We start from the raw sequence: 12,186 nt of genomic DNA, 5'->3' as shown, positions 1-12,186 counted from the left end.
TCCTGGGGGAGTTGGGCGGGTGGTCCGGGGCGCTGGCGACGGTGCGCGCATAACGATCCCGTAACGAAAGTGTCCTGAACGGATGGTTGCAACGGAAATGACCAGGCTTGATGGCGTTATGCCTGAACCGAATCAGACCGCAGGCCGCGACCGCACCGCATTTGCAACTTCTTTCATTGTTCCCCCTCGCCGGCATGCGGCATCGTCGCACGCCATGAACCGGTATTTCCCTACTTCCCTGCCACCGCTGCGACCGGTGCTGCGCCGCCATCTCCTGCTGCTCCAGCACGGGCCTGTGGTGCTGCGCCCGTTGCAGCGTTCAGACCTTTCCGCCTGGCGTCACCACTATCGTCAGGTCGAACGCAGCGGCAACCCGCCTGACCATTTCGATGCCGAAGCCCATTTCCTCTGCGGTGTGCAGCGTTCGCAGCTGCAACACGACAACGATCAGCTGCTGCTGGGCAGCTTCGACGCAGCGGGTGAGTTGCTGGACCAGTTGAACCTGCGCCTGCATTGCGCGCATGCGCGCAGCGTTGAACTGCGTTGGCTGCATGCCGCAGGCTGTCCCCAGCGGCGGCAGCTGCCCGCTTCGTTGCAGGCGCTGTGCACGTTCCTGTTCGAACAGGTGGGGATCCGTCGCCTGTTCGTACTGCTGCCGCCCGATGCAGGCAGCGCGCTGGTCGCTACCCTGCAGGCGATCGGCTTCGAGCGCGAAGGCCTGCTGCGCGACCACCACCTGGATGTCGAAGGCTGGCAGGACCGCCAGCTCTACGCCCTGACAGCCCCTGTCTGGCGGCAACGGCAGTCAGCAGAGAACTAGCGCACCCGCTCCAGCGAAGCATCCGCGCCGGTCAACACGCTGCAGGCATGGTCCTGCAGCTCCTCGGCGCTGGCATCGTTGTCGCTGCCGGGATCCAGCTGCGTGGCCAGCAGGATGAAACCCGGCGCGCCATGCACGTCCTCGTGCCCCGCCACCAGCAGGCTCCATTGGCCAACCCTGTCCACACCGCTCAGGCCATAGGCCAGCAGGTTGAGGGGATTGGCAGTCAACGCCTCGCCCGGCAGCAACCGCGCCTGGTATTGATGGCCGCGCAGCCGTACCGGCAGCGGTGCCCACTGCGTGCCGAGGGCCGCGCGATTGTCTTCCAGCGCCCGCAGCACGTCGGCGCGCAGGCAATCGACGTGGATGTGCAGCTGGTGCTGCGAACGTCCATGCGGCGAGTTCAATGCCAGGCTGGCGACGCTGCGCGGCAACCGCTGGCCAAGTGCCTGCTCGGTGCGAGTGCGGGCCTGCCAGGCGGCAGCAAAGTAATTGGGTGCCCCGCGCCGATACAACGCGGGACTCTCGATGCCACTGACCTTGTCCAGTGGCATCAGCAGGAACTGATAGCGGCCGTGCGCGTCCTTGACCAGCACGTCGCGGTGATCAACGGCTGGGCGCACCTGCAGGCAATCGCCGCGTGGCGACTGTGCGCCCTGGCAATCGCGTTCGATCAGGCGCCACAGCGCATCCGAATGGGCCGGCGGCGGCGCGGGGGGCACGCTGGCACAACCGGCCAGCAACAGGAGGGGCAGCAACAGAAGTCGCACGGCAACAACTCGCAGGATCAGGCGCGCAGGCAGCGCCGCGCGCCATTCTAGCCAGTGGGATGTGGCAATCAGTAGGTGCCGAACGGCACTTCAACCACGACCGGGGCGCCGGCAGGCAGCACCTGCAGGGTGTACCGGTCCAATGCGCCGTCATCATCGGCCAGCGGCTGGCGGTGGAACTGCAGGCGATAATGGCCCTCGCCCACGCGCACTTCAGTGCCATCGGCAGCCAAGGCGGCAGCGTCGGGCAGCAGCAGCCCGCCCAGGTCGCTGTAGGCGCCGGCAACATCGGCGAAACCATAATCGGCCAGTTCATCCACCCGCTGCATCGCGTAGACATGCGGCAGATACGGGCGCGCGGGGCTGCGGCCGTTGCTCAGATCGGTCACCCCGGCCTGCGGCAGGTGGTACTGCTCGCGCAGCGCGGCAACACCCAGCGACTCACTGGCCACCTGCAGGCAGCACACCGTGCGCTTGCCTTCGCGGTCGAGGATCGCGAAGCGATCACCACGGGTTGCGGCCTGTGGCAGCATCGCGAACGCCAGGTTGCGCTGTGCCGGCTGGTAACCGGCTTCGGTCTGCAGGTTGCGCCAGCCACCAAATACCGGCGCTTCGGCCGCGGGCGCTGGCGCCGGTTCGGCAGCCATGGCTGCCACTGCCATGCAGAGCAACGACAGTACTGCCATCGCCTTCACTGCGTTCTGCCTGCCACGGAAACTGCCTGACCTCATACCGGACCCAACACCTGCACCGGAGTGGCCCGGCCTGCCCGCCGGCACGTTGCCGGCAACGCCGGCCACTATGCAGTGCGGCGGCCGCGCGGGCAATGACCCGAACGCTGCCGGGTTTCGCGCGGTCAGTGCTATCGTGCCGCCAATCCCCTGCGCAGGAGCGCCCGCATGACCATCCGCCTGACTCTGTTGCTGCCCGCCTCGGCCTTGTTGCTGTCGGCCTGTGTCAGCACTCCCGGCCCGGAGGTCAAGGGCAGTGGCCGCTGCGATGCCAGCCAGCTGGGCTGGGCCATCGGCCAGCCGGCCAACGAGCCGAACATCCGCCGCCTGTCCAGCGAAAGCGGCGCCGGCATGGTCAACCCCATCGGCCCGGCCACCATCACCACCAAGGACATCCGCCAGGACCGCCTGCGCGTGTTCGTGGACAAGGACAACATCATCACCGCCACCCGCTGCGAGTAAGCGCGTCACGGCGGTTGCGCAGAGCCGGGCTTGCGCCCGGCTCCATGGTTCAGGGCTCGGTGTAGGCCGAGCACTCCGGCAGCGGCTGGTCCGGCTGGTACGCCCCTGACGTGAAGCGGAAGGTGCGCGTGTAGCTGCATTGCGCATCCTGTTCGGTGCGCAGGTCCTTCTTCGTCAACCGCCCTTTGGCCAGCGAGTCCCGCTGCGGTGATACCCCGGCCGGATAGTTGGTGGCCCCGGTCCGGTAGCGCAGTACGGGCATGTCCCGCGCTTCGGCTGCCAGCGCAAGTTCCGCATCGAAGCTGTACTCGTCATGGCAGGCGCCGGCGCGCTGATCAAAATCGCGCTCGCTGAAACAGGCCCGGATCATCTTGTTGGCCGACCACGCAACGGACAGCACGTCAGCGTCCACCTGGATGCCATCGTCGAGATGACGGATGCGCGCCAGGTGCAGGGTCGATGCGCTGGCACCGCCGCCGGAATACATCGCACGGGCCTCCACCAGACCGCCGACGAGCACGTTCTGCAATGCGGCCTGTTGTGGATCGGCCACGGCCTGGCCTGCCCCGGCGCCGGGAGCCAGGCGCACGATGAAGGGCCAGACCCGCAGGTCGCCATCGTCAACCACGTCGATGGGCACGTAGCGCATCTGCGGCTCGCCTTCAGCATCCGCGCGCTCGGCAACTTCCAGCGAGGCCGGCTGGTCTTCGCCCGCTGAAGGCAGCGCCTGCACGCACCACTGGCCATCAGCAGTGCAGTAGCGCTCCGGGCCGTCCGGTCCCTGCCCGCCCTGCAGCAGCAGCGTCTCCAGCCGGTTGCCTGCCGCGTCCCGTTGAACGGGCGCAACGTCCGCCGCTGCAGGCAACGACGATGCCAGCAGCAGTACAGACAGCAGCGCGTAAGCCATGCGCGTGGAAACCATGATCATCCTGTGCGCACCGGCACGTCCTTGCGAGGGGCCGATGGTAGCGCAGGCGCCACGTTGCGGCTCAATGCCCGTCGCAGTCGCAGCTGCCCCAGCCTCTCGCCTTCGACGTCTGGCCGATGCCGGGGTTGAAGGTATTGCTCGGGTCCAGCGTGCGGTAGAAGCCGGCCAGCGCCGGCTTGGCCGGATACAGGTGGCCGACGTTGTGCTCGGCCGGGTATTCCGCGCCGCGCTGGTCCAGCAACGCCCACATCGCATGCTCGATGGCCATCGGATCTTCACCCTTGCGCGCGATGTAGTCCTGGTGGAACACATGGCACAGGAAATGACCGTAGTACAGCTTGTGCAGCAGGCGCCCATCGATATCGGCCGGCAGCTGCTCGAACCAGTCGGCGTCATCGCGGCGCAGCGCGATGTCCAGCGCGACGATGTCCTGCACCTGCCGGCGATGCACTTCGCGGTAGCGCACCGCCGCACCGGCCACCGCGAAACGATGCAGGAAGGCCTTGCGTCCTTCGTCCGCGGTGCAATGGAAGTAGCCGCCTTCGTGGTCGTTGAAGAAGCCGCGCAGCCAGGCCTCGGTGGCAGCCGCATCCTGTGCGGACACCTTCAGCAGCAGATGATGCTCGTAACGCTGGCGGAACTCGCCCATGCGCTTGGGCAGGTGCGAGGGCAGCAGGCCGGTCAGCGCCTGCATCATCCGGTCGGTGACGCCGCGCAGGCCCAGCCGTTCGAACCAGCCATCAACCCGGCTCTTCAGTGCGAATGCGGCCGGAACGCGCGCGGTACCGAGCTTGTCGATCAGCAGGAAACTGTCCTTGCCGTAGCGCTCGCCGATGTCATACGCATCACGGTGAATGTACTCGCCGGCGATGGGCAGGCGCTCGAAGCCGGTCAGCAGCTGGCGGCGGATCGCGGTCAGGCTGTCGGTGCGGTTGCTGCCGATATAGAAGACCTCGGCGGCCTCCTTCTCGAAGGTATCCAGGCGCACGGCGAACACCGCCAGCTTGCCGGCAGATCCGGCCGCCTCGAAATGGCGGCTGGGGTCGGCGTTGAAGCGTGCCGGGGTATCGGCATCGACCTTGCGCACTTCCTCAGCGTAGCGCGGATCGGAGGCGGCACGGCCATCACCGTCGCTGACATCGGCAGCGCTGTAGTCACCGCTCTGCAGGCGTTGCAGGATCTGCTCAGGCGTATCGCCCAGCGCGATGCCCAGATGGTTGACCAGTTGCAGTTCACCCCGCGCGTCGACCTGCGCATACAGCGCCAGTTCGGTATAGGCCGGGCCACGGCGCACCAGCGCGCCACCGGAGTTGTTGCAGATGCCGCCCAGCACCGAGGCGCCGATGCACGATGAGCCGATCACCGAGTGCGGCTCGCGGCCCAGCGGCGCCAGCGTCTGCTCCAGCCGGTCCAGCGTTGCGCCGGGCAGGCACAACACCTGGCGGCCTTCATTCAACAGCTGGATGCCGGTCAGGCGCAGGGTGCTGACCAGCACGATCGGCCGGCCGTAGTCATCGCCGTCCGGGGTCGAGCCACCGGTCAGGCCGGTATTGGCCGCCTGCAGGATGATGGCTGCCCCGCCCTGCACCGCCGCCTGCAACACACGCCACAGTTCCAGCAGCGTGCCCGGGCGCACCACCGCCAATACCGGGCCGTCACCGAAGCGATAGCCGCGACGGAAGCGACGGGTGGCCTTGTCGTCGGTCAGTACGTGGCGGTCCCCCACCGCGGCACGCAACTGTTCCAGCACCGTATCGCGATCACTCATGGCAGGCGCACCAGCGAATCACGGCCGATGTCGGCAATGCGATGCGCGCCGGTCAGGGTCATCGCCACGCGCATTTCCTTGGCGATCAGGTCCAGCAGGTTGGCCACGCCGGCCTCGCCCTGCGCGGCAAGAGCGTAGACGAACGCGCGGCCCAGCAGCACGGTGTCGGCGCCCAGCGCCAGCATCCGCACCACGTCCAGGCCGGTGCGGATGCCCGAATCGGCGAGGATCTTCAGGTCACCCTGTACGGCGTCGGCGATGGCCGGCAACGCCCGTGCGGTGGACAGCACGCCATCGAGCTGGCGGCCGCCATGGTTGGAGACCACGATGCCATCGGCGCCGAACGCGACCGCATCACGCGCATCGTCCGGGTCGAGGATGCCCTTGATCACCATCGGGCCTTTCCAGAACTCACGGATCCACTCCAGGTCCTTCCACGAAATGGACGGATCGAAGTTGCTGCCCAGCCAGCCGATGTAGTCCTCCAGGCCCGTTGGGTTGCCACGGTAGGTGGAGATGTTGCCGAGGTCATGCGGGCGTCCGCGCAGGCCCACGTCCCACGCCCAGCGCGGATGGGTGATGGCCTGGCCGATGCGGCGCATTGCAGCGTTCGGACCACTCATGCCCGAGTGTGCGTCGCGATAGCGCGCGCCCGGCACCGGCATGTCGACAGTGAATACCAGGGTGGTTACACCGGCCGCCTGCGCGCGCTCCAGCGCATTGCGCATGAAACCGCGATCGCGCAGCACGTACAGCTGGAACCACATCGGGCGCTGGATCGCCGGGGCGACTTCTTCGATCGGGCACACCGACACCGTGGAAAGCGTGAACGGAATGCCGCGGCTGTCGGCTGCACGCGCGGCCTGCACTTCGCCGCGACGGGCATACATGCCGGTCAGGCCAACCGGTGCCAGTGCCACCGGCATCGCCAGTTTCTCGCCGAACAGCTCTGTTTCCAGGCTCAGGTCGGACATGTTGCGCAGGACGCGCTGGCGCAGCGCGATGTCGGACAGATCGGACACGTTGCGCTTCAGCGTGTGCTCGGCATACGCGCCACCATCGATGTAGTGGAACAGGAACGGCGGCAGCCGGCGTTCGGCTGCGGCACGGTAATCGGTGGAGGCGGAGATGATCATGGGGTCAACCGTGTGGGGAAGGTAGACGCGAAGCCCGCGCACGCCGGGCTTCGTTGTCATCGAGGGTGCGCAGCGTGGTGTGCACGAACTCGAGGTGGGCATGCGCGGCGGCGCGCGCGCGTTCGGGGTCGCCGGCCAGCACCGCATCCATCATTTCGCGATGCTGGTCGGACAGCGGCGAGAAGGTCCTGGCCGAGGTGTATAGCTTTTCGCGGCTCTGCGAGATATTGGTCTGCAGCAGTTCGAACAGGCCGCGCATCACCTGCAGCAATACCAGGTTGTGCGAGGCCTCGGCGATGGACAGGTGGAAGGCCGCATCGGCCTGCGCCTCACCAGCGGGGTCGTCCTTGCCATGCGCATCCATCATGGTCTGGAACGCCTGGGCGATGCGCGCGCGGTCCTCGTCGGTGGCGCGCAGCGCGGCGTGCCAGGCCGTGGCGCCTTCCAGCGCGTGGCGGATTTCCAGCACATCGAAGCGGTATTCCGGATCGCCCTGGAACAACGGCAGGTACGGCGCCAGCGGCTCATCCAGCGCCTGCCGCGCGCGCGCCGCCGGCTCGGCCACGTAGGTGCCGCCACCGACGCGTGCGGTCAGCAGGCCCTGGCTGGACAACTGCGCGATGGCCTCGCGCAGCGCGGTGCGCGAGACCCCCAGCTGAACGGCCAGCGTGCGCTCGGCCGGCAGCCTGTCGCCCGGCTGCAACTGCTGTTCCTGCACCAGCGCACGCAGCTGCGCGGCCACCTTGTCCGAAACCCGTTGTGTGCTCATGGCGCCATTGTGGCCCGAAGCACGCCGCTGTTGGTCGGCCTGTACTGCATGGCTCAGGGGATCATCCAGGTCAACCAGTAGGCCTGGGCCAGGGTGATCAGGCCGACCATCGTGGTGAAGATCAGGCTGTGCTTGACGGTGAAGCGGAACAGGTCCGACTCCTTGCCGGCCAGGCCCACCGCCGCGCAGGCAATGGCAATGGACTGCGGCGAGATCATCTTGCCGGTGACGCCGCCGGTGGTGTTTGCCGCTACCAGCAGCACGTCGGACACGCCGATCTGCTGGGCGGTGGTCGCCTGCAGCGCCGAGAACAGTGCATTGGACGAGGTATCCGAACCGGTCAGGAACACGCCCAGCCAGCCCAGGAACGGCGAGAAGAACGGGAACGCCTTGCCGGTGTGCGCCAGTGCCAGCGCCAGCGTTGCCGACAGGCCCGAATAGTTGGCGATGAAGGCGAACGCCAGCACCATGCCGATCGAAAAGATCGGCATGCGCAGTTCGCGCACGGTTTCAGCGAAGGTCTGCAGCGCCGAGCGCGCCGGCATGCGCAGGGCGATGATCGCAATGATCGCGGCAAGGATGATCGAGGTACCCGTGGCCGAGAACCAGTCGAACTTGTACACCGCCTCATAGCTCAGCGGCGCATCGACGATCGGCGGCATCTTCTGCACCATCTGGTCCAGGCCCGGCACCGGAATCTTCAGCACCCAGCCTTCAAGCGGGCCACCGGCTGCGAACAGCGACTTGAACGGCTTGATGCTCCACACGGTGACCATCGCAGTGAGGATCAGGAACGGCGACCACGCCTTGGCGATCTGGCCGACGCTGTGGCGCGGCGCCTCCATTGCCTGTGCGGCCGCCTCAGCGCTGGTTTCGGTATCGAAGCGGAAGATCCGTACCGGCTTCCAGCGGCGCAGGAACAGGGTCAGGCAGACCAGCGACGCCAGCGAGGCGGTGATGTCCGGCAGTTCCGGGCCGATGAAGTTGGAGGTCAGGTACTGGGCGATGGCGAACGAACCGCCGGCCACCAGCACCGCCGGCCAGGTTTCCTTGACGCCGCGCCAGCCGTCCATGATCGCCATGATCCAGAACAGCACGATGACAGTCAGGAACGGCAGCTGGCGGCCGGCCATCTGGCCGATCTCGAAGGCATCCAGGCCGGTCACCTGCCCTGCCACGATGATCGGGATGCCCATTGCGCCGAACGCTACTGGCGCGGTGTTGACGATCAGGCACAGGCCGGCCGCATACAGCGGCTTGAAGCCCAGCCCGACCAGCAGCGCGGCGGTGATTGCCACCGGCGCACCAAACCCGGCTGCACCTTCCAGGAAGGCGCCAAAGGCAAAGCCGACCATCAGCATCTGCAATCGCTGGTCCTCGGTGACCGACAGGATCGAGGCACGGATGATGTCGAACTGGCCGGTCTTGACCGAAACCTTGTACAGGAACACCGCGCCGATGATGATCCAGGCGATCGGCCACAGGCCATAGACGAAGCCGAAGCCGGCCGCGCCCAGCGCCTGCGCCACCGGCATGCGATAGAACAGCAGCGCCACGGCAAGCGCGATGGCCACCGTGATGGTGCCGGCGATCCAGCCTTTCATGCGCAGCACGGCCAGGGCGATGAAGAAGAAGGCGATCGGCAGCAGCGCGATCAGGCTCGACAACCACAGGTTGCCGGCGGGGTCGTACACGTGTTGCCAGGGCTGCATAGGGCTCTCGACAGGAACAGGAGGTTCCCCACCGGGTGGGGGCGTCGGGCCCGTCATATATTGGTCGTACCGCATTGACCAGCAATCGGACCACAGGCGCGAATTGAACCTCCAATCCTGCCGACAGCCTATTAGACCATAGGGCTATACGGAATTATTGGTAGTACCATTTAGAGATTACAGCTTCTTCTCCACCCGCCGTATCAACGCCAGCACCAGCACGCACAGCACGCTGACACCGAGCGCGATCACGTACTTGCCGATGCCCACGGCAATACCGATGGCCGCGGCCATCACCAGCGAACTGGCCGTGGTGAGCCCGCTGACCTGGTCTTCGCGATTGCCGCGCAGGATGGTGCCGGCGGCAACGAAGCCCACGCAGGCCACCACCGCTTCGATCAATCGCACCGGGTCGACCTGCAACAGATCGCGGTAGCGTTCCTGCTGGAAGTGTTCGGCCACCGAATCACCGAGGCCGACGATCAGCGCAGCGGCACCGGCAATCAGCATGTGCGTGCGCAGGCCGGCAGCGTGCTTGCCCATCTCACGTTCAACGCCCAGCACGCCGCCAAAGACCATGGCGGCGGCCACGCGCAGCAGAATGGACATGTCCTGGGTAAGTTCCATGGGGAGGCTCCGGAAGTTTCCCGGAGCGTTGCCCGGCGGCCGTGGGACGGGGGTGAAGGCGATGGCACGCCCTCTTCACCGGGCGATGCCGCCTTGTTCCCTGCAACGGGAGTTGCCGGCCAGCGGCCGGCACTACTGCGCCAGATAACCACCGTCGATGGCGTAGTAGGCACCAGTCGCGAACGAGGCATCGTCGCTGGCCAGCCAGGCGACCAGCGCGGCCACTTCCTGCGGCGTTCCCAAGCGCTTGAGTGCATGCCGGCCTTCCAGGGTGGCACGCACTTTGGCGTCCATCTTTTCCAGCAACGGCGTGTTGATGAAGCCCGGGCCCACCGCATTGATGCGGATGCCATCGGCAGCGTGCTCCCATGCAGCCGTCTGGGTCAGGCCGACCACGCCGTGCTTGGCCGCCGCGTAGGCGGTCGAACCGGCATACCCGACCTGGCCCAGGATGGAGGCCATGTTGATGATGCTGCCGCCGCTGCCCGCCGTGCGCATCGCCTGGATCTGCGCCCGCTGGCACAGGAACACGCTGGTCAGGTTCACATCGACCACGCGCTTCCAGCCATCGATGGGATAGTCGCCGCTGCTTGCCGCTGGTCCGCCGATGCCGGCGTTATTCACTGCAACATGCACGCCGCCCAGTTCCTTCACCGTGCGCTGCACCGCCGCTTCCACGGCCGCCTCGTCGGTGACATCCAACGCGACACCGATGGCCTCGGCACCGTGGCTGCGCAGCATGGCCACCGTGGCATCCACCGCATCCTGCTTCAGGTCCCACACCGAAATGCGCGCACCCGATGCAGCGAGCGTTTCCGCTACCGCCAGGCCGATACCGGACACACCGCCGGTGACGATCGCGGTTTTTCCGTTGAGTCGGTAATCAATCATCTCTGGTCTCCATCTGTTGGGATATCGATGCGGACATAACCGTCCGACCTCACCGACACTACGCCCTTCTTCGTGACGAAAGCGCTGCATGCGTGATACTTGCGCGCATGCCCGCCACCTGAGCTCCCATGCGTACAGCCTGCGTTCCACTTTCTGCCGATGCCGAACGGCGGCTGGATACCGATTCCTGCCTGCCTGGCGACCTGTACGAAGTGATGCTCAGCGATGACACGGTCGATCTTCTGTTCGACAGCGGCTTCCTCACTACCCTCAATACGCGGTTCGGCCTGCTCTTTGACCACTACGAAGACGAAGCGATCACCCGTCCCGAGCAGTTGCAGTACGCACGCGCATTGCTGCGCGATCTTCAACTTGGCCGTAAATGCCAATCGATTGACCCGTTGGATATCGCATTCGGGCTGGCATTGGAGAAAATGACAGGAATCTATTTCCAACTCTGAAAGCGCAGGACCGATCCGCGCTGCAGGTGCACGATGGAACGTGCGGGCACATCGTCGCCGGCACCCATCATCCATGGTTGAGCGCCGAGCGATGTCCCGATATTTCACGTTTGCCGATTACCGCCGTTTTGGCCAGCGACACGGCTATGACTACCGTGCCGATCCAAGCCACCTGCGCGAAGAACAGTGGGCCGGTCACGGCGACCTGCACGAACAGACCCTGCGCGGCGGCATGAGCCTGCTCGCATCGGATGTGCACAACCGCATCGCCTACACCGCCACAGCGCACGAACGGCCCGGCCTGGTCATCCGCGTGATGCTGCAGGGCCAGGTCGACGTGCAGGTCCCCAACCGCAGTGGCTTCAGCCTGCGCGCAGGCACCGCAGTGACCACCAGCCACCGCGACCATGTGGCCATGGTCGGCGTCCATCCCGGCAATATGCGCCTGCGTGGCATCAGCCTGATGGTGCCAGCCGATCTGGACCCGGACCTGCTGCGGCAACCGCAATTGCAGCGGGCATTGGGTTCACACATGGAATGCAGGCACTGGGCGATTCCGCACGCGATGCTGCCGCCTCTCGCGCAGCTGTTCGACAGCCCCTGGCAGGACGGCCTCGACGCGCTGTGGCGCGAGGGCATTGCCCTGCAGTTGCTGTCCACCGGCCTGCAGGCCGATGATCTGCACGCCGAAGGTGCGCGTGCGCTGCGCAGTGGCCAGCGGGCGCGGCTGGAACGCGTACGGACGTTCCTGCACGACGACCCTGGCCATGCGCACAGCCTGCTGGAACTTGCCCAACTGGCCTGCATGAGCCCCAGCGCACTGCGCCGGCATTTCGTCCAGGCGTATGGCTGCTCGGTGTTCGACTACCTGCACGAACAACGCATGCGACATGCCGAGCAGGGCCTTCGCGAATCCGGCTGGAGCGTGGAACAGGCGGCTGCGGAAACCGGCTATCGGCATCCCAGCAACTTCGCTGCCGCATTCCGCAAGCGCTTCGGGCTGGTGCCCAGCCGCTGGCGCACCGGCCCTTCGAAGGTTGGTTGAAGCGCATCTGCTCTGATAGGTGTCGACCTTGGTCGACACGCTTTCACACCACCGGGTTGCCCGCCC

General features: G+C 66.3%; 13 protein-coding genes. 4 read left to right on the top strand and 9 right to left on the bottom strand.

The window, feature by feature from the left end:
• The first annotated feature begins 214 nt into the window (after positions 1–214).
• Positions 215–820 (top strand): GNAT family protein, encoded by a 606-nt coding sequence (locus TEP_RS07925; protein WP_132824868.1) that lies wholly within the window; start codon positions 215–217, stop codon positions 818–820.
• On the opposite strand, the gene TEP_RS07920 is transcribed toward TEP_RS07925, so the two are convergent.
• Positions 817–1,590 (bottom strand): CDP-diacylglycerol diphosphatase, encoded by a 774-nt coding sequence (locus TEP_RS07920; protein WP_240790652.1) that lies wholly within the window; start codon positions 1,588–1,590, stop codon positions 817–819. The genes TEP_RS07925 and TEP_RS07920 overlap by 4 nt on opposite strands.
• Positions 1,591–1,658: 68 nt before the next feature.
• Entirely contained in the window at positions 1,659–2,321 is a 663-nt protein-coding gene (locus TEP_RS07915; protein ID WP_132824866.1) for a decarboxylase, read from the bottom strand.
• 168 nt (positions 2,322–2,489) lie between these two features.
• On the opposite strand from TEP_RS07915, the gene TEP_RS07910 reads away from it, so the two are divergent.
• The gene (locus tag TEP_RS07910; RefSeq protein WP_025878511.1) at positions 2,490–2,783 is read left to right on the top strand and encodes a hypothetical protein; all 294 of its coding nucleotides are present in this window, start codon (positions 2,490–2,492) and stop codon (positions 2,781–2,783) included.
• Between the two features lie 49 nt (positions 2,784–2,832).
• Here the strand turns inward: TEP_RS07910 and TEP_RS07905 are convergent, their stop codons facing one another.
• From TEP_RS07905 to TEP_RS07875, 7 genes are all read right to left on the bottom strand, one after another.
• Positions 2,833–3,690, bottom strand: a complete 858-nt coding sequence (locus tag TEP_RS07905; protein WP_132824865.1) for a hypothetical protein — start codon at positions 3,688–3,690, stop codon at positions 2,833–2,835.
• 82 nt (positions 3,691–3,772) lie between these two features.
• Positions 3,773–5,479: a D-lactate dehydrogenase gene (dld, locus tag TEP_RS07900; protein ID WP_132824864.1), complete on the bottom strand. Its 1,707-nt coding sequence runs from the start codon at positions 5,477–5,479 to the stop codon at positions 3,773–3,775.
• On the bottom strand, positions 5,476–6,615 hold the full coding sequence (gene lldD, locus TEP_RS07895; RefSeq protein WP_033831370.1) for an FMN-dependent L-lactate dehydrogenase LldD: 1,140 nt from the start codon (positions 6,613–6,615) through the stop codon (positions 5,476–5,478). The genes dld and lldD overlap by 4 nt, the downstream gene beginning before the upstream one ends.
• 4 nt (positions 6,616–6,619) lie before the next feature.
• Positions 6,620–7,384: a transcriptional regulator LldR gene (lldR, locus tag TEP_RS07890; RefSeq protein WP_132824863.1), complete on the bottom strand. Its 765-nt coding sequence runs from the start codon at positions 7,382–7,384 to the stop codon at positions 6,620–6,622.
• 53 nt (positions 7,385–7,437) lie between these two features.
• Positions 7,438–9,096 (bottom strand): L-lactate permease, encoded by a 1,659-nt coding sequence (gene lldP, locus TEP_RS07885; RefSeq protein ID WP_080148555.1) that lies wholly within the window; start codon positions 9,094–9,096, stop codon positions 7,438–7,440.
• Positions 9,097–9,273: 177 nt separating this feature from the next.
• A complete protein-coding gene (locus tag TEP_RS07880) occupies positions 9,274–9,723 on the bottom strand; it encodes an MgtC/SapB family protein (protein WP_032975262.1) in 450 nt (149 codons plus the stop codon).
• Positions 9,724–9,855: 132 nt separating this feature from the next.
• Complete coding sequence (locus TEP_RS07875) at positions 9,856–10,614, bottom strand: SDR family NAD(P)-dependent oxidoreductase (RefSeq protein ID WP_132824862.1); 759 nt, start codon at positions 10,612–10,614, stop codon at positions 9,856–9,858.
• A 128-nt stretch (positions 10,615–10,742) separates the two neighbouring features.
• Between TEP_RS07875 and TEP_RS07870 the strand changes: the two genes are divergently transcribed.
• Together TEP_RS07870 and TEP_RS07865 are read left to right on the top strand one after the other, a co-directional pair.
• Positions 10,743–11,075 carry a hypothetical protein gene (locus tag TEP_RS07870; protein ID WP_132824861.1) on the top strand — a complete coding sequence of 111 codons (333 nt, stop codon included), beginning with the start codon at positions 10,743–10,745 and terminating at the stop codon, positions 11,073–11,075.
• Between the two features lie 91 nt (positions 11,076–11,166).
• Positions 11,167–12,120: an AraC family transcriptional regulator gene (locus TEP_RS07865; protein ID WP_132824860.1), complete on the top strand. Its 954-nt coding sequence runs from the start codon at positions 11,167–11,169 to the stop codon at positions 12,118–12,120.
• Positions 12,121–12,186 lie beyond the last annotated feature (66 nt).

Origin of the sequence: Stenotrophomonas sp. TEPEL, assembly GCF_004348785.1 — a bacterium.
GTDB classification, from domain to species: domain Bacteria; phylum Pseudomonadota; class Gammaproteobacteria; order Xanthomonadales; family Xanthomonadaceae; genus Stenotrophomonas; species Stenotrophomonas indicatrix.
Note: the sequence above shows the minus strand (reverse complement) of the source record. Positions and strands in the feature narration are given on the sequence as shown.